The 21730-nt window shown below is 40.8% G+C and carries 20 protein-coding genes, 1 other RNA gene and 1 pseudogene; 7 read left to right on the top strand and 15 right to left on the bottom strand.

The features are described 5' to 3' along the window. Window positions 1–204: 204 nt before the first annotated feature. On the bottom strand, window positions 205–1359 hold the full coding sequence (locus tag HCG69_RS18900; RefSeq protein ID WP_221651319.1) for a dipeptide epimerase: 1155 nt from the start codon (window positions 1357–1359) through the stop codon (window positions 205–207). A gap of 1 nt (window position 1360) precedes the next feature. After that, a complete protein-coding gene (locus HCG69_RS18895) occupies window positions 1361–2344 on the bottom strand; it encodes a C40 family peptidase (RefSeq protein ID WP_221651318.1) in 984 nt (327 codons plus the stop codon). A gap of 218 nt (window positions 2345–2562) precedes the next feature. Here HCG69_RS18895 and rnpB point away from each other — a divergent pair. Then, window positions 2563–2952, top strand: an RNA gene (rnpB, locus tag HCG69_RS18890) — RNase P RNA component class A. Window positions 2953–2980: 28 nt separating this feature from the next. Further along, window positions 2981–4300 (top strand): YihY/virulence factor BrkB family protein, encoded by a 1320-nt coding sequence (locus HCG69_RS18885; RefSeq protein ID WP_221651317.1) that lies wholly within the window; start codon window positions 2981–2983, stop codon window positions 4298–4300. A 69-nt stretch (window positions 4301–4369) separates the two neighbouring features. On the opposite strand, the gene HCG69_RS18880 is transcribed toward HCG69_RS18885, so the two are convergent. The 10 genes and pseudogenes from HCG69_RS18880 to pstC all read right to left on the bottom strand — a co-directional run bounded on the left by HCG69_RS18880 (window position 4370) and on the right by pstC (window position 13307). After that, window positions 4370–4465 (bottom strand): smalltalk protein, encoded by a 96-nt coding sequence (locus tag HCG69_RS18880; RefSeq protein WP_002560793.1) that lies wholly within the window; start codon window positions 4463–4465, stop codon window positions 4370–4372. 86 nt (window positions 4466–4551) lie between these two features. Then, a complete protein-coding gene (locus tag HCG69_RS18875; RefSeq protein ID WP_221651316.1) occupies window positions 4552–5022 on the bottom strand; it encodes an HU family DNA-binding protein in 471 nt (156 codons plus the stop codon). 157 nt (window positions 5023–5179) lie between these two features. Continuing rightward, window positions 5180–6129 (bottom strand): annotated as a pseudogene (locus HCG69_RS18870) (glycosyltransferase family 4 protein). A gap of 97 nt (window positions 6130–6226) precedes the next feature. Then, window positions 6227–7123: an NAD(P)-dependent oxidoreductase gene (locus HCG69_RS18865; RefSeq protein WP_221651315.1), complete on the bottom strand. Its 897-nt coding sequence runs from the start codon at window positions 7121–7123 to the stop codon at window positions 6227–6229. 744 nt (window positions 7124–7867) lie between these two features. Next, a complete protein-coding gene (locus HCG69_RS18860; RefSeq protein WP_221651314.1) occupies window positions 7868–8407 on the bottom strand; it encodes a nitroreductase family protein in 540 nt (179 codons plus the stop codon). A 40-nt stretch (window positions 8408–8447) separates the two neighbouring features. Then, window positions 8448–9053: a riboflavin synthase gene (locus HCG69_RS18855; RefSeq protein ID WP_221651313.1), complete on the bottom strand. Its 606-nt coding sequence runs from the start codon at window positions 9051–9053 to the stop codon at window positions 8448–8450. Window positions 9054–9475: 422 nt separating this feature from the next. Further along, complete coding sequence (gene phoU / locus HCG69_RS18850; protein ID WP_195351137.1) at window positions 9476–10168, bottom strand: phosphate signaling complex protein PhoU; 693 nt, start codon at window positions 10166–10168, stop codon at window positions 9476–9478. A gap of 172 nt (window positions 10169–10340) precedes the next feature. Continuing rightward, window positions 10341–11096 (bottom strand): phosphate ABC transporter ATP-binding protein PstB, encoded by a 756-nt coding sequence (pstB, locus tag HCG69_RS18845; protein WP_221651312.1) that lies wholly within the window; start codon window positions 11094–11096, stop codon window positions 10341–10343. A gap of 137 nt (window positions 11097–11233) precedes the next feature. After that, window positions 11234–12109, bottom strand: a complete 876-nt coding sequence (gene pstA / locus HCG69_RS18840) for a phosphate ABC transporter permease PstA (protein ID WP_122200588.1) — start codon at window positions 12107–12109, stop codon at window positions 11234–11236. A gap of 1 nt (window position 12110) precedes the next feature. Further along, window positions 12111–13307, bottom strand: coding sequence for a phosphate ABC transporter permease subunit PstC (gene pstC, locus HCG69_RS18835; RefSeq protein ID WP_221651311.1), 1197 nt, complete (start codon window positions 13305–13307; stop codon window positions 12111–12113). A 186-nt stretch (window positions 13308–13493) separates the two neighbouring features. On the opposite strand from pstC, the gene HCG69_RS18830 reads away from it, so the two are divergent. The 4 genes from HCG69_RS18830 to HCG69_RS18815 all read left to right on the top strand — a co-directional run bounded on the left by HCG69_RS18830 (window position 13494) and on the right by HCG69_RS18815 (window position 18432). Beyond that, window positions 13494–14306, top strand: a complete 813-nt coding sequence (locus HCG69_RS18830) for a PstS family phosphate ABC transporter substrate-binding protein (protein ID WP_221651310.1) — start codon at window positions 13494–13496, stop codon at window positions 14304–14306. A gap of 59 nt (window positions 14307–14365) precedes the next feature. Then, window positions 14366–16105, top strand: a complete 1740-nt coding sequence (locus HCG69_RS18825; protein WP_002561556.1) for a glutamine--tRNA ligase/YqeY domain fusion protein — start codon at window positions 14366–14368, stop codon at window positions 16103–16105. Window positions 16106–16208: 103 nt separating this feature from the next. Next, window positions 16209–17660 carry a tetratricopeptide repeat protein gene (locus HCG69_RS18820; protein ID WP_221651309.1) on the top strand — a complete coding sequence of 484 codons (1452 nt, stop codon included), beginning with the start codon at window positions 16209–16211 and terminating at the stop codon, window positions 17658–17660. 133 nt (window positions 17661–17793) lie between these two features. Beyond that, window positions 17794–18432 carry a DedA family protein gene (locus tag HCG69_RS18815; RefSeq protein WP_221651308.1) on the top strand — a complete coding sequence of 213 codons (639 nt, stop codon included), beginning with the start codon at window positions 17794–17796 and terminating at the stop codon, window positions 18430–18432. A 132-nt stretch (window positions 18433–18564) separates the two neighbouring features. On the opposite strand, the gene HCG69_RS18810 is transcribed toward HCG69_RS18815, so the two are convergent. Both HCG69_RS18810 and tpx read right to left on the bottom strand, forming a co-directional pair. After that, window positions 18565–19449 (bottom strand): DUF3078 domain-containing protein, encoded by an 885-nt coding sequence (locus HCG69_RS18810; protein WP_221651307.1) that lies wholly within the window; start codon window positions 19447–19449, stop codon window positions 18565–18567. Window positions 19450–19602: 153 nt separating this feature from the next. After that, on the bottom strand, window positions 19603–20106 hold the full coding sequence (tpx, locus tag HCG69_RS18805; protein WP_002561552.1) for a thiol peroxidase: 504 nt from the start codon (window positions 20104–20106) through the stop codon (window positions 19603–19605). Between the two features lie 248 nt (window positions 20107–20354). Here tpx and HCG69_RS18800 point away from each other — a divergent pair, with 248 nt between their 5' ends. Then, complete coding sequence (locus HCG69_RS18800) at window positions 20355–20921, top strand: HdeD family acid-resistance protein (RefSeq protein ID WP_221651306.1); 567 nt, start codon at window positions 20355–20357, stop codon at window positions 20919–20921. Window positions 20922–21021: 100 nt separating this feature from the next. On the opposite strand, the gene HCG69_RS18795 is transcribed toward HCG69_RS18800, so the two are convergent. After that, entirely contained in the window at window positions 21022–21630 is a 609-nt protein-coding gene (locus HCG69_RS18795) for a master DNA invertase Mpi family serine-type recombinase (RefSeq protein WP_221651305.1), read from the bottom strand. Window positions 21631–21730: the final 100 nt, after the last annotated feature.

Raw genomic sequence — 21730 nt, 5'->3', positions numbered from 1 at the left:
GCGCTTAACGACGGACACTGACAAATTTGCATTCGTTACATGACAAGGCTTTTAACATGGCAGAAAAACAATTTGGATAATATGCTAAATAATGTGCCAATATGCCAATATACCAATTGGCTGCGCTGTGGCATACCGCATGGCAATTGGCACATTGGCATATTATTCAATTAGCACATTATTTTATTGCCACATTAGTACCTGTCAGACTGACAGTGTGACTCCAATTCCTGGTAAGTTATTGAGCGTAATTTTGCCTTTTAATACCTCCACTCCCTTAAAACGATCATTGGAGATAAGTAAATTACCATCCAAATCAGCAAAATCAACGGCCGGAGAAAATTGCGCAGCAGCAGATATGGCACAAGATGTCTCGGTCATACACCCTACCATTACTTTCATATCCAGTGCACGCGCTAAAGTCACCATTTTCCATGCCTCACGCATTCCGGTACATTTCATCAGCTTTATATTGATTCCGGTAAAAGCACCTTTTAAAGCAGCCACATCACTAAGACGCTGTAAAGATTCATCAGCAAACACCGGTAACGGACTCTGCTGAGTGACCCAGGCAATGTCTTCCAACTGTTCTTTAGGCATAGGTTGCTCAATCATCACAATCCCCTGTTCTTTCAACCAATGAACCATATCGAGCGCATAGTATTTATCTTTCCAGCCCTGATTGGCATCTACAGCTATCGGGAGCGTACTGACCGAGCGAATTGTCCGAATCATCTCCTTATCGTTTTCACGTCCCAGTTTCACCTTTAGTATATTAAATTGCCCAGCCACCTCAAGTGTCTTTTCACGTACTACATCCGGTGTATCAATACCAATAGTAAACGTGGTAGAAGGTGTCTTTTCTTTGTTCAGCCCCCATATCTTATACCAGGGAGCTCCCAACAGTTTTCCTACCAGATCATGCAAAGCAATATCTACCGCCGCTTTTGCTGCCGTATCGCCCGGACTCAAACTATCAACATAAGCCAGAATATCTTCCAGTTCAAACGGATCATCAAACTGTTCCAGATTAACCTTACTCAGAAACTTCATCACACTATCCACTGTTTGCCCCAAATAGGGAGGCATGGAAGCTTCACCATATCCGGTCACCCCTTCATATTCTATCTCCACTTGCACATCAGGAGTCGTAGTACGCGAAAAGGAAGCTACCGTAAACACATGCTTCAGTTTTAATTCATAAGGAAAAAACTTCATTTTCATCTTTCCACCCTTTCCCAACCTGTTTATAGAAAAAGAAGCAGGATGAGAAGCTTCCGCAAAAGTATTGTTCACAATCAGACCGGAACCTATAGCCGCCAGGGCGGCAGTCTTCAGAAAATCTCTTCTATTTTGCATGCTAATTCTTTTTATAGTAGGGGTTTGTAAGTGTTGTATTCAATTCCGCCCCCTTATTTATAAAAGGTAGAAAACGGACAGCGAAAAGCAATCGCCCGGCATTAAATGCATCATACTCCTTATCTGCCTGATTAAAACTACTGATATGCACATCCCCCAAAGCATGGATAAACCTTTTATCACCTATATATATACCGACGTGCGAAACAGACTCTTTTTTCTCAGCCGTAGCCTGCCGTCCAAAGAAAACAAGATCACCCAGCTCCACATTACTAAAATCAGGTGCTATGTCAATATGTTGCCCTATATATGCTTGTTGCGAAGCATCCCGGGGAATAATAATATCATGCATAAAAAGTACAGTACGCACCAAACCACTACAGTCCACCCCTTTAGAAGAAGTACCCGCCCATAAATACGGAACTCCCATCATCGTATAAGCTGTACGAATAATACTCCCTGCATCTTGCTTCAACTCTGAACGCCATTCTTTTTCGGGCTTTGCTATCGACTTTGAAATATAGGCCTGTCTGCCATCTGGATAAGAGACCTTATAAAAATGTCCTTTACTCCCCTCCCACTTCAGACGATTGCCTGCCACAACATCCGAAACTGTCTGAGAATGTTCATTAGGCTTTTCATACGTAAATCCATAATGTGCCGTTACTACTATCTTCTCTGTCCGGTTCCATTCATCGTACTTCTCTTTGGACATTGGGCTGATAACCATCCGATGCACCCATCCGGTATAATCGTCAGGTGTTTGTATCTCATACCAGCCTGTATATTGCAATACCTTCACCGGCATCCCCAGCAAAGCCTGCGTAGTCATACCAGAGGTAAATTTGCCCTCAGCACGCATATTACAAACAGATACACTAACAACACCATATGCCGAATCGGCAGGTACGGACGGAATGTCCTGAGCTTTTATGCCTGTCACTATAAACCATAACAGGCTGAAAAAAAAGATACGCATTTTCATTGAAGCATAATTGAAATTAGTAGTTGGTAGATAGTAGTTGGCAGTTAGAATCTGTGCAGCATATTAGCGTTGTCATGCCGAAAGGATTCTAACTACTAACTTCTAACTACTGACTCCATTCTAAAAGCAAAGATAGGGATTGCACGAACAATAAAGAAGAAGTTTGTGTTTATTTTTTAGCATAAAAGAAATAAATGACGTACTTTTGCCCCCCTAAAGCAGTTGGCTGGTCTGTCGCGTGTGTTTCGGCACAGGAGGAAAGTCCGGGCAACACAGAGCATCCCACTTCCTAACAGAAAGCTGTCCGCGAGGGTAGAGTAACGTAGAAGAAAATAACCGCCTCTCTTTTTTCGGAAAGACAAGGTAAGGGTGAGAAGGTGGAGTAAGAGCCCACCAGCCGCATGGTGACGTGTCGGGCTGTACGTCTTGGGAGTTGTAAGGTCATGTATACCGGCGTTATGAGAGTTGCTCGCTCCATGTCGGAGGGTAGACCGCTAAAGTGGCATGGTAACATGTCACTCAGATAAATGACAGGCACTTGTTTAATTAATAATTATAAATTAAAAATTATACAAGGACAGAACTCGGCTTACAGGCCGACTGCTTTTTTTTTTAAATTATAATCTACTGAATGCCATGAATAAAAGAATAGCAGATATATGGAAATTTATCACCTATGACATCTGGCGTATCACGGAAGATGAGGTAACCAAAACTAAATTCTCGGTTTACAATATCATCAAAACCATTTATCTCTGCATCAACCGTTTCACCAAAGACCGTATTGTCAATAAAGCTTCTGCACTGACATATAGCACATTGCTCGCCATTGTACCTATACTTGCCATTGTATTTGCCATTGCCCGGGGATTTGGGGTCTCCACCATAATGGAACATCAGTTCCGCAACGGTTTTGGAGGTGCAACCGAAACCTCTGATACCATTCTTGAGTTTGTAAACTCTTACTTGTCGCAAACCAAAGGTGGAGTTTTCATCGGAGTGGGTTTAATCATGTTATTGTGGACGGTAATCAATCTGGTAAGTAACATCGAAATTACCTTCAACCGCATTTGGGGAGTAAAGAAAGCGAGAAATATGTATCGCAAAATCACCGACTATTTCTCTATGTTTCTTCTGATGCCTATCCTTATTGTTGTTTCCGGTGGTCTTTCCATCTTCATGAGTACAATGTTGAAGCAGATAGAAGATTTCGTTTTGCTGGCTCCTATTATGAAGTTTCTGATACGGCTTATCCCCTTTGTGCTCACCTGGTTTATGTTTACAGGGCTTTATATATTTATGCCCAACACAAAAGTGAAGTTCAAACATGCTCTGATATCAGGAATCCTTGCCGGTTCTGCTTACCAGGCATTCCAGTTTCTATACATCAGCAGTCAGTTATGGGTATCGCGCTATAATGCCATCTACGGCAGCTTTGCTGCCTTACCGATGTTCCTGTTGTGGTTGCAAATCTCCTGGACCATCTGTTTGTTTGGAGCAGAACTGACTTTTGCAGGACAAAACATAAGGAATTTTAGTTTCGATAAAGACACCCAGAATATCAGCCGCCGTTACCGGGACTTTATCTCTATCCTCATTATGTCTCTTATAGCCAAACGCTTTGAACAAAACGAGCCCCCATATACCTCCGAACAGCTGGCAGACGAACATCAGATCCCGATACGACTCACCAATCAGACATTGTATCAGTTGCAGGAAATCAATCTGATACACGAAGTTGTGACTGACCAAAAAAGCGAAAACATTGCTTATCAGCCTTCCATGGATATCAATAAATTAAACGTAGCTGTACTACTCGAGCGCCTTGATACTTATGGTTCTGAGAACTTCAAGATAGACAAAGAAGAAGAGTTCAGTGATGAGTGGCGGGTACTGGTAGAATCAAGAGAAGAGTACTACAAAAAAGCAAGTAAAGTATTACTGAAAGACTTATAATAAACAAAAATCGCCCGATTCACTCCTAAGAATGAACCGGGCGATCTCTTATTTATATTTATTTGTCCGCTAAGCCATCATAGCCTGTCCGCCAAATACACCAGCCAAGGCACTTGCCACAGCTATAACCACTTTTAAAATCGTATTCCAAATCGTCTTTTTCATTTTCCTCCCATTTTAATAACGTATCAAGTGCCGCGCAGCCAACTTTCAACTCTCAATTTTCAACTTTCAACTCTCTAAGCTTTCAACTAAATAGAAGGATCTTCCCCCTCACCACCAGGGTTTCCTCCCTCGGTCATGCTCTTCAGCAAATCAGCATGTACAAACTGTACACCTTGCAACAGGGCACGTGTGGTATCAATAGCTGCCGGGCGAGTATACTCAGCCGTAAACTGGCACTTCAAAGCTGTTATCTGATTCGGGTTTACCTTATCGGCACTCTCTACTCCCCTGCCCTGCGTACGGGCTTTCATTGTAAATGTTCCCAAGCCATCCAAACGTACCGTACGGCTGTTCAGAAGTTGTTCCCGCATTGCCGACATCAGATTACGTACCACATTCTGTACATCACCCGGCGTAAGGGATGATTTCTCCGCTATTACCTCAGCCAATTGCTGAGTAGTTACTGTTGCTCCGGTTTTAACCAGATTAAGATGCCATAACTTAGTTCCCGCTTTGTTGGCCATCGGTGATTGCACCGCTCTGTAAAATAAAGGCATAATTACCTCCTCTTTTTAAATGTTACTAATCGTTTTTTTCATTCACACGTTTCGTTGATCAACATTGCAAAGATGAGGGTTTATTATCGGATGGCAAACGAAAAAGAGAGAGGTAAAGCTGTTTCTCTCAGAAAGTTTGTAGAGAGATAATTATCAGTTAGTTGAAAGAAAAATGCAGATCAAAGTATTTATACATAAACAAGACATATAGAATACTTAATACTAAAATACTGCTCAATAAATACCAGTAACCATACACCTGGAAATAGAAATAACCCACTATTACCAATGCTTGTATCACCATATATACAAAAGAGACTACCACATGAGGTACCTTCAGTTCATTTGCCATAATCTGATACAGATGTTTACGATGAGGTAATCCTATATTCTCATGAAGCATCAGACGATGAATAATGGTAAGTATACTATCTACCCCATACACTACTAACAGTATAATCCAACTGAAATCCTCCGTCTTGATTATCAGCTTACCGATAAGGAATAAAACGATAAATGCAATACTCACCGAACCTACATCACCTGCAAAGCACTTCGCCCGTTTCCGGAAATTGAAGAAATTAAAGACTACTACAGCACAAAGTGAGGTATAGATAAAATCTGCTTCAACAAAAGCGGTTATTTTTGTATTAATATATGCCAATGCTCCCAGAACGACCAGGGAGTAACCTCCGGTGATCCCATTGATTCCATCCATAAAGTTATAAGCATTAATGATACCGGTACTATTAACGCAACAAGGATTGTCCACCAGGGAAGAGAAAACAGCCCCCATTGATAGAACATCAAAGCCATGGCGGAGAAATGAAACACCAATCGCAGTGCTTGAGAAGTAGAACGGATGTCATCAATAAAGCTGATTAAAGTGATCAGTGTCAGGGCAAGCATGAACCAGGGATATTCAAAATGATTCGTAAGGAAATAGGCTAATACGCCGAAATAAAAGATGATCCCCCCACCCCGTAAAGTGATCCGGGTATGCGAACTGCGTTCATTGGGTTTGTCGATGATATTGCATTTATCAGCAATACGGAAATAAAAAAGTTCTGCCAGGAAAAGCAGAACTAAGACTATTAAATAATACATTATTCGTTTTTATTAATCAGATAAAACCACAGTTGGAGGCCACTAAAGATTAAAATAACAAGAGCAAGTAAACCTCCTATAACTCCCCAAAGCATAGCTATTCAATTTTAAAATTCTCCAATACATTCATAGGTTTCCACCCCAATTCACGCATTGCTTTCTCATTACTAAAAGTAAAAGATTTGGTTATTTTATTCAGTTTTAAAGAGTTAACAGGTGCTTTGCTTCCAAAACAGTCACCAACAACAGCCATACTTTTTGCCAACCAACACGGAATGGAAAGCGGCATTGACTCACCAAGTTGCCTACATATCACGGATTCTAATTCCCGGAATGTAGGCTGATAGGCATCACAAACATTATAGGTTCCACCTTTCTCTGCTAATAATGGGATCAAATTCGAAATATCTTGCACCATTAAAACACTTTTCCGGGCTTTACCACCAGCTATGCTGAAATATTTACTATGACGTATCCCATTGATCATAGCACCTAAATTTCCCGGAGGATTAGGCCCTGCAATCAATGAAGGACGAATAATTCCTAAAGTCACATGATGTTTATTACACCATTCCTGTAAATATTGCTCTGCTTGTATTTTACTTAAGGCATAAGGTGTCATTCCATTTAAGGGATGATCTTCTGTTATATTCTCGCCACAATCACAACCATAAACAGCAACAGTACTAATAAAAATGAAGGCCATAGGAATACTTGTGCGCTCTAATGCTACACATAGATTCTTTGTTCCTTGCAAGTTCACATCAAAAAATAATTGCTTTTCCTCTTCTGTTTTAGGTGTAGAATGGGCTTTACCGGCAGCATGAAGAACAATATCATACTTTTCTGTTAGGAAAGGAACCGCTATAGCCAAATTAACGAAGTAATTATCCAGTGAAGTTAAACCGATAGTAGAAATAGAGTATTTCTCTTTCAATAAAGGATAAATATGATTACCTAAGAAGCCAGAAGCTCCTGTAAAAAGTAGTTTCATGAAAAATAATTATTGGAAGTATTGTTTCAATTTAGGAAGCAAACGATAGAATGGATATAAAACACTTACAGCATTGAAAAAGAATTTTTCGATAAAGAAAGCTACGAAACACACGGAGTACTGACTTCTGTGGAAATACAAAAGGTATGGTTGGAGGCTACAAGCTGCAGAAAGAAGGACTTAACCAAACTGCCCTACATGCTGACAGAGGGGGCGAACTCAAAAAATGTATGCAAAACAGGTAGTTCAACTACAGAAAATGTAGACAAGTTACCGACTCAAATGGAGTTGAACCTCGAAAATGCAGACAATTTCAGACAAAGTAAAGTAAAGCAGAGAAGAGTAAAGAACTTCCCCCCTCTAATCCCCCCCACCCGAATACGCACTCAATGAGAAAACACACAATTACAGCGGGCTACTGGAGAGCCTGAGGCTGCACAATGTGAAGGACAAAGCCGAGATTAAGGCGATACTGAGATTGTCGGACTATGGCAGGAAGGGGACGGAAATATGGAGAATACTGGCAAAAACAAACTGGGGCAGGATTGAGGCACCGGGAAAATATATCCTAAAAATACTCAGGACTTCACAGTAAAAAACAGGTTTAAAAACCTGGAAATCAAGCAATAAAAAAGTACGTACTTTTGGAATACCAAAGTACGTACTTAACACACTATTAATATGCATTTTAAGTCACCGTTAAAATACTAAGTTTGTATGCGGGAAATGAAGGACTCTGCTATTTCACTTATAGCCATTGTAAAATATCACTTTTTCTTTCACCTTACGAATTTTCTTCCTCTTCTCTTTCAATGGATAGCCGACAATAATATCCAGCAACAGTCGTTTAGAAGCAGGAATACCCGTCAGTTGTTTAATTTCTTTTTCATCGAACCAACCAAGGATACACGACCCCAAGCCTTCACCTTCGGCAGCAAGAACAATATGGGCAGCTGCAATGCCTACATCAATCAGGGGGAAATGCTTGTCTTTCACTTTACCTCCCAAAAGAGAAGTAATATTGGCAGATTCCTCCACTACCAGGATATGTACAGGTGCATCCTTCGCAAACTTATTCATGCCAAGTCCGGCAGCAGCCTTCCCTACTTTGCGGGAAAGTTCTCTGTCCGTAACCACCACAAACCTCCACGGCTGTGCATTGCAAGCTGAAGGTGCCAAACGAGCAGCTTCCAGTATCCGTTCCAGCTTTTCCGGTTCAACAGAGTGTTCCTTATCATAAGCACGGTCACTTTGCCGTGACATAACTAATTGCAGAAAATCCATAAAAAGGGTTATAGGATTTTAGAGTTATAACTCTATAACTTTAAAACTTATACTGAATCATACGGCTGATATACTTGCCGATGATATCGAATTCAATGTTTACCACACTACCGATCACAAAAGTATGGAAGTTGGTATGTTCATAAGTATAAGGTATAATGGCTACCTGGAAGGTATCATCCGTAGGGTTACATACAGTGAGGCTGACGCCGTTCACCGTTACCGAACCTTTGTCTACAGTGATATATCCACGCTTTGCCATCTCTGTATCAAATGCATATTTGAATGTGAAATACCAGCTTCCGTCTGCATCTTTGATATCCACACAAGTAGCAGTCTGATCAACGTGTCCTTGCACGATATGTCCGTCCAGACGTCCGTTCATCATCATGCTACGTTCCACGTTCACCTTATCCCCTATTTTAAGCAAGCCAAGGTTGGAACGGTCAAGCGTCTCCTTCATGGCAGTCACAGTATAGGTATCATCGGTCATGCTAACAACTGTCAGACATACACCGTTGTGTGCAATACTCTGGTCTATTTTCAACTCATTTACAAACGAACACTTAAAAGTAAAGTGTATATTTTCCTGGTCTTTTACCAGTGCTACGAGAGTAGCATATTCTTCTACTATTCCGGAAAACATAAAGATATTTACTATTTATGATTTAACTATTTACGATTTACGGTTGGAGATACCCTCTCCGATCATGGGGTCAAAGATACAAAATTGAAACTGATTAGAGTAGAGGAAACAAATAATCTGTGTTAATTGTTAATAGGACATAGGTATAAAAAAATGGGGCTTTTCACAAAGCTCCATTTCTCAGTTTTCAATAGGTATTAGTTTTTTTTTAAGGTAAAAAGATTGTTTTCAGGATAACGGTGCAAATATAGGCGCTTTTCTCGTTATGAACCAAATATTAAAACATGTCTTATAACATCTTTTTGAATTTTCTTTGGATTTATTATCATTTCAAGATAGCCGCCTCACTACCTACCCGTTACAGCAGACAAATATAGAACTTTTTTTTAAGTACTACTAATTTTTGTATAAAAAGTTGCATATTATGACTTTTCCGGATAGTGTTCATCCGTTTTTCCGCTATGTTTTAACACTTTTGCATCAATAAAGAACACTATCTCTTCGGCAATATTAGTGATATGGTCACCTGAACGCTCTAACTTACGAAACACACTTACGAGATTCAGGCAGGAAAGTACACTTTCGGGATGTTCTTTTATATAACCGGCAAGAACCGTAGTGGCTTCAGCATTGATTTCATCTAGCAGGTTGTCTTTGGAAAAAACGGCGGTAGCCAGTTCAATACTCTCTTCATTCAAAGCACGTTTTGCCAATTCAAGCATAGAGAGCACTTCTCCCAACATCTCTTCCAGACGAAGACGTTTCAACAATTCGGCATCCAAAACAGGCTCCTCACACTTCAGCACAAAACGGGCAATCCCTTCGGCAAAGTCACCCAGACGTTCCAGATTGGTATTAATCTTAAGCATGGCAAGCACAAAACGCAAATCGATAGCCACAGGATTATACAAGGCAATCACATCCTCCACATCACTGTCTATTTTCAGTTCGGAAGCATTCACTCTCCGTTCACGAACAATCACTTGCCGGGCAAGTTCTTTATCAAGTGTCAATACGGCCTCTCCAGCTCTATCCAACTGGTTATAAACTAATGTCCACATCTCATCAACTTCTTTGTGCAGCAGGATGAGCTCCGATTCTATAAACTTCACCATAATATAATAATATAATAATATAATAATATAATAATATAATAATGTGCTAATTTGAAAAATGTGCCAATATGCCAATTAACCGTAATACAACAACATGCCGCATGGCAATTGGCACATTGGCATATTGACACATTGGCACATTATTCAATTGGCACATTGAATAATTATTTTTTTATCCGAATCTTCCGGTTATGTAGTTCTGCGTTGCTTCTTTCTCCGGATTCGTAAAGATTTTCTTTGTATTGTCATATTCTACCATCTCTCCCAGATAGAAGAAGGCCGTTTTATCACTAACGCGAGCAGCCTGCTGCATATTGTGTGTTACTATGACAATCGTATATTGCTTCTTCAACTCATGAATCAATTCTTCTACCTTTGCCGTAGAAATAGGATCGAGGGCGGAAGCAGGTTCATCCATCAGCAATACAGAAGGAGATACGGCCATAGCGCGTGCGATGCAAAGACGCTGTTGCTGCCCGCCCGAAAGAGCATAAGCAGACTCTTTGAGCTTGTCTTTGACTTCGTCCCAAAGTGCTGCTCCTTTCAATGTCTCTTCGACACGCTGACGAATAAAAGCATTGTCTTTAACTCCATTCACCCGCAAACCATACGCCACATTTTCAAAAATGCTTTTAGGAAACGGATTGGGACGCTGGAAAACCATTCCTACATTCTTACGGAGTTCATCGACCTGTACGCCTTTATCATAAATATTCTCACCATCGATTCGAATCTCTCCTGTCAGGCGAGTGTCAGGAATCAAATCGTTCATACGGTTAAATAAACGAAGAAAGGTAGACTTACCACAGCCTGAAGGACCAATAAACGCTACTACCGTTTTTTCTTCGATCTCCATACCGATACCCTTCAATGCATGAAAGTTACCATACCAGAAATTCACATCACGAGCACTTACCATTGTTTCCATATTCTTTATTTACGATTTGACGATTTACAATTTACGATTGAAATTACTTCTATTTATGATTTTACAAAATGCGATGCAACTTGAAACGAATTGCAACATCAATCGTAAATCGTAAATTGTCTAATCGTAAATCTTACTTAGTTTGTTTTTACTTTTTTCTCAAAATACTTTCTCAAGGCATTCGCCAACAAGTTTACCAACAGAATAATCAGGATCAACACCAATGCAGTGCCATAAGCCAACGGCAATTGAGCTTCCATATTCGTACCGCTGGTAGAAATCACATAAAGGTGATAAGGTAATGCCATACACTGATCAAAAATACTGGTAGGCAACTGCGGCAGGAAATAGGCTGCACACGTGAAAAGGATTGGAGCCGTCTCACCGGAAACACGCCCTAAGGCAAGGATCAGTCCGGTAATGATATTGGGCATACCCATTGGTAAAATCACATGCCAGATCGTTTGTAACTTGGTTGCTCCCAACGCTCTGCTACCCTCACGCAAGCTGTCAGGAATCGCCTTCAACGCCTCTTCTGTGGTACGAATCACCAAAGGAACACAAAGCAATCCCAACGTTAACGAACCAGCCAGAATGCTGTCACCGAACCCAAGATAATTGACAAACAGAGCCATACCGAACAATCCGAAAACAATGGATGGAATACCACTCAGATTATTGGTCATCACTCGAATAAAGCGAACCAGCTTTCCTTTGGGAGCATACTCATTCATATAGATACCGCTCATCACTCCTACCGGAAAGGCAAAAAGCGCACTTCCTATCATCAGGTAGAATGTTCCTACAATAGCGGGCCAGATACCTCCTCCCGTCATACCATTGGTAGGCGCAGAAGTAATAAAATCCCAATTTATAGCTCCTATACCTTTATATATAATAAACCCCAATATGGCAAACAAGATCAGTACGATACACAAGCTTAACGCCCGGAAGATCCCGAAAGCAATGCCTTGTGAACGACGTTTCGCCTTATTATTACTTGCTATTTCCATTTTATTTGCTTCGTTTTACGCCTTTAGACGAGATGTACTCTACGCTAAAGTTTATAATTAATGTGATAAAAAACAATACTACACCTAACAGGAACAGCGCTTGATAATGAGGCCCACCGGCAGGTGCTTCGCCCAGTTCGGCAGCAATAGTGGCCGGGATGGTACGCAACGGTTCAAGGATTGTAGTAGGAATTACCGCTGCATTTCCGGTTACCATGAGTACAGCCATCGTTTCACCAATAGCACGACCGATACCAAGCACAACTCCTGAAGTGATTCCGGAGATGGAAAAAGGAATAACTACCTTATATATAGTCTGCCATTGTGAGGCTCCCAACGCTAAACTGGCTTCACGCATGGCACGCGGACAATTGCGCATTGCATCTTCCGTCACAGTAATAATGGTAGGCAGTGCCATGATGGCCAATACGATACTTCCTGCCAGCCCGCTCTCTCCTACCGGCAAATCGAATACTTTTTGTATAAGTGGTACAATCACTATCAACCCGAAAAAGCCATAGACTACCGACGGGATTCCACTCAATAATTCGATGATAGGCTTCAGCCAGCCACGTACTTTCGGATTGGCTACTTCGGACATATAAATAGATACGGAAAGCCCGAACGGCAAAGCGATAAGTATAGCGAAAAGGCTTACCCAAAGGGTACCGGTAATAAGAGGCAGAAAGCCAAACAACGGAGCGGGAGTAGCCGTCGGGAACCATTCCGCACCGGCAAATACATCTTTTACGGAAATGGTATTATCCTTGATAAAATGTACCTTATCAGGTGTTGTAATAAACTGTTGCGGGACGAAAGCAACAATCCCCGGAGTCTTCTCAATCAGTTCCATAATACGTGCCCCGGCATACTGATAAGCATCTCCCAACTCTTCTTCCGTATAATATTGTGTGATATCTTCTAAACGAAAAACCCGGATAGGGAGATTCTCCCCACCGAGTTCTTTCCAATTCGTTATCTCTTCGTCAAAAACATCTTTTATCTGAGCCGGACTTAGCTGGCTGACCTTGTTATCTTTATTTAAAGCTAATACATATCCTTGTTCTATTACTCTGCTGCTGAATAACCCAAAAGCTTCAGTAAACAGGAATAGTACGATAAGCAGGATGGTTATACTTGTAACAAAGCCACTACAAGTAAGCATTCCCTCTACAATCTTTTCGAAAATCTTCTTCATACCTATTGTTTGATTTCTGAATGCAAAGGAAAGAGTATCATGTTAAGGAGGTGTGAATTCCGCTTGAAGGAAGTGTTTCAAAAGTGTTACATTTGTGTTACAAGAGAAAACATTGTAGACTTTATAACAAGAATGTAACATCTTCTTTTTTAATTTGCGAGTGAAATACCAATTATAAATGAATTTATGAATGCAAAAAGCATATTATTTCTGAGTCTGATTCTTATAACCACAGGCATTCAGGCTCAACGGATCAAAGGTAGTGACACGGTACTTCCAGTTGCCCAGCAAACAGCCGAACGCTTTATAAATAGAAACGCAGATAGCCGTGTCACCGTTACAGGTGGTGGAACCGGAGTAGGTATCTCCGCCTTAATGGATAATACCACTGACATTGCTATGGCTTCCCGCCCTATCAAGTTTAGTGAAAAGATGAAGGCCAAGGCTGCTCAAAAAAATATAGAGGAGGTTATCGTTGCATATGATGCCCTTGCCGTAGTAGTACACCCTACAAACCCGGTGAAGCAACTTACCCGTCAACAGTTGGAGGATATCTTCCGGGGTAAAATCACTAACTGGAAACAAGTGGGTGGCGAAGACCGTAAGATCGTTGTATACTCCCGGGAAACCTCTTCAGGAACCTACGAATTCTTTAAAGAAAGTGTACTTAAAAATAAGAATTACATGTCCAATAGCCTCTCTATGCCTGCCACCGGTGCCATCATACAATCGGTGAGCCAGACAAAGGGAGCTATCGGCTATGTCGGGTTGGCCTATGTATCACCACGTATCAAAACGTTGTCAGTATCTTATGACAACAAGCATTATGCCCAGCCCAATGTAGAAAATGCAACTCGTAAAATTTATCCCATCGTACGTCCTCTTTATTATTACTACAATACAGAGAACAAAGAAGCGGTAACGCCTCTTATTGACTTCATTCTTTCTCAGGAAGGGCAGGATATTATAAAAAAGAGTGGATATATTCCGGTGAAATAAGGTTATGCAAAAAAAATGTCATACTTTTGTAGCTCATAACTCGTAACTCATTAAACGCTATGACAGATATTAGAAACGAAGAGGTGACAAGCGAAAAAAAAAGCCTCAACTTTATTGAGCAAATTGTAGAAAATGATTTAAAAGAGGGCAAAAACGGAGGAAAGGTACAGACGCGTTTTCCGCCTGAACCCAATGGTTATCTTCACATAGGTCATGCCAAAGCTATTTGCCTCGATTTCGGCCTTGCGGCCCGTCATGGCGGTGTATGTAATCTTCGTTTTGATGACACCAATCCAACCAAAGAAGATGTGGAGTATGTAGAAGCTATCGAAGAAGATATCAAATGGCTCGGCTTTGAGTGGGGAAATGTATATTATGCTTCGGATTACTTCCAGCAACTTTGGGACTTTGCCGTGCGTCTTATCAAAGAAGGTAAAGCCTACATTGACGAACAGACTTCCGAACAGATTGCCGCACAAAAAGGTACTCCGACTCAACCGGGAACTGAAAGCCCTTATCGTAACCGCCCCATTGAGGAGAATCTTGCCTTATTTGAAAAAATGAATAGTGGCGAAATAGAAGAAGGTGCTATGGTACTCCGTGCTAAAATAGACATGGCGAATCCTAACATGCATTTTCGTGACCCGATTATCTACCGTGTAGTGAAACATCCGCATCACCGTACAGGTACTACCTGGAAAGCCTATCCGATGTATGACTTTGCGCACGGACAAAGTGACTTCTTTGAAGGAGTGACTCATTCACTCTGTACATTGGAATTCGTCGTACACCGTCCGTTATACGATCTTTTTATCGACTGGTTGAAAGAAGGGAATGACTTGAATGACAATCGTCCCCGTCAGTATGAATTCAATAAGCTGAACCTCAGCTATACGCTGATGAGTAAACGCAATCTGCTAACACTCGTAAAAGAAGGTCTGGTAAATGGCTGGGATGATCCACGCATGCCGACTATCTGCGGTTTCCGTCGTCGTGGCTATTCACCTGAGTCTATCCGTAAGTTCGTTGACAAAATTGGCTACACTACTTATGATGCTCTCAATGAATTTGCTTTGCTGGAAAGTGCTGTACGTGAAGACCTCAACGCCCGTGCTACCCGTGTTTCTGCGGTATTGAATCCGGTGAAACTGATTATTACCAACTATCCCGAAGGAGAAGTAGAAGAACTGGATGCAATTAACAATCCGGAAGATCCGGAAGCAGGAAGCCATACAATCGAGTTCAGCCGCGAACTGTGGATTGAACGTGAAGACTTTATGGAAGATGCTCCGAAAAAATATTTCCGCATGACTCCGGGACAGGAAGTACGTCTCAAAAATGCATATATCGTAAAGTGTACCGGCTGTAAGAAGGATGAAAACGGTAATATTACTGAAGTATATTGCGAATATGATCCACATACAAAAAGTGGTATGCCCGATGCTAACCGTAAAGTGAAAGGTACTTTGCACTGGTTGAGTTGTGCACACTGCCTATCTGCAGAAGTACGCCTCTATGACCGTCTTTGGAAAGTAGAGAACCCGCGTGACGAACTGGCTGCCATCCGTGAAGCTAAAAACTGCGAAGCATTGGAGGCCATGAAAGAGATTATCAATCCTGACTCTTTACAAATACTCAATAATTGCTATGTGGAAAAGTATGTAGCAACATTGCCTACACTCTCGTACCTGCAATTCCAGCGCATAGGCTACTTCAATATAGACAAAGAGTCGGCTCCCGACAAACTTATATTCAACCGCACCGTGGGGTTGAAAGATACATTCAAAATTAAAAATTAAAAGTTGGAAATAAAAAGCGGACTGCACATACACAAAAGTACAGTCCGTTTCTTTCTCCCTCAATTTCGTTTTTAATTTTTAATTCTCATTTTTAATTAATCAAATGGCTAGAAAAAATCCATCTACGGATAAAGAACAAGAATTGAACGAACTCATTGCAAGTTACGAAACAGCAAAAGCAGAGAATAGGCAACTTTATCTGGACGGTGACCAACTTGCAGATATCGCAGACAAATATGCCACAGACCGTCGTTTTGAGGAAGCACAAGAAGTAATCAGCTACGGTCTTGAACTTCATCCGGGGCACACAGACCTCTTGGTAGAGCAGGCTTATCTATATCTGGATACGATGCAACTTCAAAAGGCCATAACCGTGGTTGACAGTATCGCAGAAGGTTACGATCCGGAAGTCAAACTGCTAAAAGCCGAAATCCTGTTGAACGAAGGTAAGTTGGACGAAGCAGAAATCCTGCTCAACTCTATTGAAGAAGAAAAATCACTGGAAACGATCATTGATGTAGCGTATCTTTATATGGATATGGGCTATCCGGAGAAAGCATTGCCATGGCTCACTCTCGGACTGGAAGAATATAAGGAGAACGAAGAATTCCTTGCAGCCATCGCCGATTGCTATCGTAGCGGAGAGCATAACACAAAGGCAATATGTTTCTACAACAAGCTGATTGATAAGAATCCGTACAATCCCTCTTACTGGACCGGACTTGCCAAATGCCATTTCAGCCAGCAGGAGTTTGACAAGGCTATTGAAGCCTGCGACTTTGCCCTTGCGGCCGATGATAATTTCGGAGAGGCACACATCATAAGAGCACACAGCCTCTTCCATTTAGAGAATGAAACTGAAGCTATCCAGGAATATCAACTGGCTCTACAGAACAAAAGCCTACCTCCCGACTTTGCTCATATGTTTATCGGGCTGGCATATGCCAATCAGGAAAAATGGGAACTGGCTTACAGAAGTTATGAACTTGCAATGGAAATTATCGGAGACGATAACTCTCCCATCCTTTCGGATATATACAGCAATGAAATTTTCTGTCTTTCCAAGTTAAGCAAATATGAAGAAGCACATCAACTCTGCGAAAAGGCCAAAAAACAGATACCTGAGAGTGTGGAAATTTATCTGCAGGAAGGACGCCTCTATCTGGAAGAGGATAAGTTCGAGGAAGCTAAAAAGTGCTGGGCTGTAGCGTTGCAATATGCACCCGAAGCCGAAACATTAGTGCAGATAGGCAACTATAGCCTGGACTATGGCATGGTAGAAAATGCCCGCCTTTGTTTTGAAGAAGCCAAGAAACAAGATCCTGATTATCCGGGGATCAATGGTCGTCTGGCTTCTATCTGCATGATTCTTAGGGATCACAAAGGATTCCAAAAATACAATCAAATGTCAGAAACTCCGCTAAGCATAGAGACGATTCAGGAAATGTTGTCACAAAATACCGACAAAGATATCTTGCAGAATCTGGAAACATTCATGAATGAACTCGACGATGTAAATAACGGAGAGACTGAGAAAGATAAAGAAGATAACTAAAATTAGAAGTTAGTAGATAATAGCTGGTAACTGGAATCCATTTGGCATAAGAGTTATCACATGCATAGATTCTATCTACTGACTACTAAATCAAAATACTTAAATTATAAATTAGCATTCAGAATTTAAACAAATGGAATCTGTAGCCTTCATTCAATGGTGTCTCGATCACCTTAACTACTGGACTATTACCCTGTTAATGACCATCGAGAGTTCGTTTATACCCTTTCCGTCCGAGGTAGTTATACCTCCTGCCGCCTACAAAGCAGCTGTAAATGATGAAATGAATGTATATCTGGTAGTATTGTTTGCCACAATTGGAGCAAACCTCGGAGCAATCATCAATTATTATCTGGCTTACTGGCTGGGACGCCCTATCATTTATAAGTTTGCCAACAGTCGTTTTGGCCACATGTGCCTCATCGACGAAGCTAAAGTACAACATGCAGAAGAATACTTCGATAAGCACGGTGCATTGTCTACTTTTGTAGGGCGTCTGATCCCTGCTGTACGTCAGTTAATCTCTATCCCTGCCGGTCTTGCCCGTATGAAGCTTTCCACCTTCCTGTTATACACTACTCTTGGAGCCGGTTTATGGAATGGTATACTGGCAGCTATCGGATACCATCTGGCTTCCGTTCCGGGTATCGAGAGCGAAGAACAATTGTTGGCACGTGTTGGTGAATACAGTCACGAACTGGGTTACTTCTTTATCGCTGTAGGGGTATTTATTGTAGGTTTCCTGGTTTACAAAGCACTGAAGAAGAAATAAGGACTTCGTATTGTTTTGAGTTTATTTCACCACAGAGGACACAGAATCACACAGAGTTTTAATTATTTAAAATCAATTAGATAATTATTCAGTATCTCTGTGTCCTCCGTGTCCTCTGTGGTGAAATAAAACTCAGAAATTAATTTGCAATCCTACTCCCAATATTTCCTTAAACTGCACCCGTGGTCCTTTTGTTCCGTCTTTCTGGGCTATTTTCACATCGTCATCATACATCAGATTGGTAGTTAATGTAGTTGAGAACCATTTATTAATTGCCATATTTATCTGTACCTCCCAATTCACATCCACATTCTGCGGTTTATCCAAATAATCAGAATAGAGATCCAGACGGGAATAAACTGTCATATTCTTCATAAACTCATATCGCACCTCTCCTTTCAGATTTGCTCCGAAGCTCGATAATAAATGCTTGCCCGGATCTACACCGTAAGCTCCTTCGTCAGATAAACGATCATTGAGCACGAACGTACCACGCCAGGAAGCCGGAGACAGTACTACCGTAAAAATCTTATTGGGTTCGTAAGTAAAACCGAGTCCGGTGGTCAGATAGGCAGGAGACATGAACTCCGAAACAGAGATATCTTTATTTACCTTATAATCATATCCGGGAGAAAATTGCGTCTGAAAAGTAGTAAAAGCACTGGCATACCAGCTCTTCGCTATAGAATATCCGTAATTAGAATTCAGGTAGATCTTATCATTCGCTTTCCTTACACCGTCTTCGCCCGTTTTATTTAATCCATAGGCCAATTCGAGACGATTGTTCCAAAGATGTTTTCCTTTTTTATAATTGGCCTGATAAGCACCCTGTAAATCAAAGGCAACAGAGTTGTCACCACCGGCAGCCCAGTTTGTTAAACTTACCTGGGTCAATTTCACCCCGGCATATCCTTCCCTTGTCCAGGGGGAAGCTTCTTTTGCCGGTTCCGTTTGAGCCGACAACACTCCTACGCCCATAAATAAAAAGGCGATAGGCACTAATTGCATTCTGTTCATTCTGTTTAGGTTTTATTTATTTCTGAAAAAAACACAACCTAACAAGAACTGAAGAGATGGCGATATTACCATATCTATAAACCAGTCCCTATTAGGTCAAAATCTTTAATACCTGTGCCTTTAAAAGGCACAGGCCTCTCTCTCTTTAATAATTTATTCTTTCACAGCAGCCAGTGCTTTATCATAATCAGGTTCTTGCGTAACTTCCGGTACCAACTCTGTATAAGCAATCTTACCATCTTTACCAATCACTACCACCGAACGTGCTAACAAGCCGGCAAGCGGACCATCTGCCATACGCACACCATAACTCTCATCAAAATCCGAATAACGGAAATCCGACAATGGAATTACGTTTTCAATACCTTCAGTAGTACAGAAACGCGCATGAGCAAAAGGAAGATCTTTGGAGATAGCCAATACGATTGTATCTTTCAAACCAGCTGCCATTTTATTAAATTTACGTACAGAGGTTGCACAAACACTTGTATCAAGACTTGGAAAAATATTAAGAATTACATTTTTCCCTTTGAGATCTTTCAGAGAAAAAGAAGATAAATCTGTTTTTACAAGTTCAAAATCAGGAGCTACTTTTCCTACCTGTATAAATTCACCGATCAGCTTTACCGGTTGTCCTTTGAAATTTGTTGTTGCCATAAGATATATTATTATTAGTTATTTAGTATTTTAAAAAAGAGTCTTAAGTTTCGCTCCTTTGTGTATACAACAATTAAAGTTTGCAATAGGTTCACAAAGAAATAACAGAATCATACATCAAGCCTCATATGATATATTATCCAGCATACAACCGATTTGTATATCAAGTCGCCATGCCAAACCTTTTTTCCCTCTATTTGTTACTCCCCTAACAAACTTATAGTATCAATTAATAAAATCACATTCGTATGAAAACAGTATTTGATGAGATTCAACATTCAGTGAAAAATTGGTGGATGTCTCTTATTTTAGGTATTTTGTATATCGGCGTAGCGTTATGCCTTATGTTTGCTCCGTTAAGTAGTTATGTAGCTCTAAGCATTATCTTCAGTATCTCCATGTTAGTCAGTGGTATTCTGGAAATTCTTTTTGCTATAAGCAATAAACATGTGTCAAGCTGGGGCTGGTACCTCGCCGGAGGTATTATTGACCTTATTATCGGTATTTATCTTGTGGTTTATCCAATGGTAAGCATGGAAGTTATACCTTTCTTGATTGCTTTCTGGCTCATGTTCCGGGGGTTCTCTGCCACAGGCTACTCCATGGATCTGAAACGTTATGGAACCCGCGACTGGGGCTGGTATATGGCATTCGGAATTCTGGCTATTTTATGCTCTCTGCTCATTCTGTGGCAACCAGCAATAGGTGCATTATATGCCGTGTATATGATTTCGTTCACCTTCCTCATCATCGGTCTTTTCAGGTTCATGCTTGCGTTTGAGCTTAAGAACCTTCATAAAAGAGTGAACAACTAAAACCTTATAGAACAAATTGTTAAATTCAAAATTTGTGAATTGAGATTTATCATGCGATGTCAAGCACATCCAAATTCTCAATTCACATTTTTTAAGTTCATCAGGTATTTGCCGTCATTCCTTCTGCTTTGAGAAACCGGAACATGGTCGTTCTGGACACTCCAAACTCACGTGCCAGTTTCGCATGTTTAGCACCACCTCGTGCTTGTTTTAAAATATATTTTCTGTTATCATGCAATAATTGCAATTTAGGATTATCTCCTTTTCTCCTCCCTAATGCAACTCCTTCCTGCTTGCGTCTTGCCAAGGCCTCTTTTGTACGCATGGAAATAAGATTACGTTCTATTTCTGCCATTAAGCCGAATGCAAACCCTAACACTTTACTGTTTATATCATTCTGAAAGACATATCCCTCTTTAGTACTATACAGTACTACCTGCTTCTTAATGCATGAATTTAAAATAGTCATAATCTCCAATAGGGTCCTGCTTAATCTTGAAATCTCTGTAACAATCAGCGTGTCTCCCGGCTTCATCTGTCGCAATAGCGGTGCCAGTTTTCGCTCTTTCGTACTTACACTCCCACTCACCGTCTCGGTGTACCATTTATCAATAGCCAACCCATTCTTCTCTGCGAATCTTAAAATCTCTTCTTTCTGATTGGCTAAAAACTGCTTTTCTGTACTTACTCTCAAATAAGCTATTACCATAATTTTCTCGATTAAAATGATTAATACACCGCGAAAAAACAGTAAATATTATAATATATCATCTTCGTTAGAGATTCTTTTATTTCTCTATTTTCCAGGT

This window comes from Bacteroides sp. K03 (assembly GCF_019734355.1).
Lineage (GTDB): Bacteria > Bacteroidota > Bacteroidia > Bacteroidales > Bacteroidaceae > Bacteroides > Bacteroides nordii.
This window is presented reverse-complemented; position numbering and strand designations above follow the sequence as displayed.

What these genes read in the sequence shown, in the direction of transcription:
- HCG69_RS18900 (WP_221651319.1), bottom strand. Translation starts at nt 1,359, where the DNA reads ATGCAAAATAGAAGAGATTTTCTGAAGACTGCCGCCCTGGCGGCTATA.
- HCG69_RS18895 (WP_221651318.1), bottom strand. Translation starts at nt 2,344, where the DNA reads ATGAAAATGCGTATCTTTTTTTTCAGCCTGTTATGGTTTATAGTGACA.
- HCG69_RS18885 (WP_221651317.1), top strand. Translation starts at nt 2,981, where the DNA reads ATGAATAAAAGAATAGCAGATATATGGAAATTTATCACCTATGACATC.
- HCG69_RS18880 (WP_002560793.1), bottom strand. Translation starts at nt 4,465, where the DNA reads ATGAAAAAGACGATTTGGAATACGATTTTAAAAGTGGTTATAGCTGTG.
- HCG69_RS18875 (WP_221651316.1), bottom strand. Translation starts at nt 5,022, where the DNA reads ATGCCTTTATTTTACAGAGCGGTGCAATCACCGATGGCCAACAAAGCG.
- HCG69_RS18865 (WP_221651315.1), bottom strand. Translation starts at nt 7,123, where the DNA reads ATGAAACTACTTTTTACAGGAGCTTCTGGCTTCTTAGGTAATCATATT.
- HCG69_RS18860 (WP_221651314.1), bottom strand. Translation starts at nt 8,407, where the DNA reads ATGGATTTTCTGCAATTAGTTATGTCACGGCAAAGTGACCGTGCTTAT.
- HCG69_RS18855 (WP_221651313.1), bottom strand. Translation starts at nt 9,053, where the DNA reads ATGTTTTCCGGAATAGTAGAAGAATATGCTACTCTCGTAGCACTGGTA.
- phoU (WP_195351137.1), bottom strand. Translation starts at nt 10,168, where the DNA reads ATGGTGAAGTTTATAGAATCGGAGCTCATCCTGCTGCACAAAGAAGTT.
- pstB (WP_221651312.1), bottom strand. Translation starts at nt 11,096, where the DNA reads ATGGAAACAATGGTAAGTGCTCGTGATGTGAATTTCTGGTATGGTAAC.
- pstA (WP_122200588.1), bottom strand. Translation starts at nt 12,109, where the DNA reads ATGGAAATAGCAAGTAATAATAAGGCGAAACGTCGTTCACAAGGCATT.
- pstC (WP_221651311.1), bottom strand. Translation starts at nt 13,307, where the DNA reads ATGAAGAAGATTTTCGAAAAGATTGTAGAGGGAATGCTTACTTGTAGT.
- HCG69_RS18830 (WP_221651310.1), top strand. Translation starts at nt 13,494, where the DNA reads ATGAATGCAAAAAGCATATTATTTCTGAGTCTGATTCTTATAACCACA.
- HCG69_RS18825 (WP_002561556.1), top strand. Translation starts at nt 14,366, where the DNA reads ATGACAGATATTAGAAACGAAGAGGTGACAAGCGAAAAAAAAAGCCTC.
- HCG69_RS18820 (WP_221651309.1), top strand. Translation starts at nt 16,209, where the DNA reads ATGGCTAGAAAAAATCCATCTACGGATAAAGAACAAGAATTGAACGAA.
- HCG69_RS18815 (WP_221651308.1), top strand. Translation starts at nt 17,794, where the DNA reads ATGGAATCTGTAGCCTTCATTCAATGGTGTCTCGATCACCTTAACTAC.
- HCG69_RS18810 (WP_221651307.1), bottom strand. Translation starts at nt 19,449, where the DNA reads ATGAACAGAATGCAATTAGTGCCTATCGCCTTTTTATTTATGGGCGTA.
- tpx (WP_002561552.1), bottom strand. Translation starts at nt 20,106, where the DNA reads ATGGCAACAACAAATTTCAAAGGACAACCGGTAAAGCTGATCGGTGAA.
- HCG69_RS18800 (WP_221651306.1), top strand. Translation starts at nt 20,355, where the DNA reads ATGAAAACAGTATTTGATGAGATTCAACATTCAGTGAAAAATTGGTGG.
- HCG69_RS18795 (WP_221651305.1), bottom strand. Translation starts at nt 21,630, where the DNA reads ATGGTAATAGCTTATTTGAGAGTAAGTACAGAAAAGCAGTTTTTAGCC.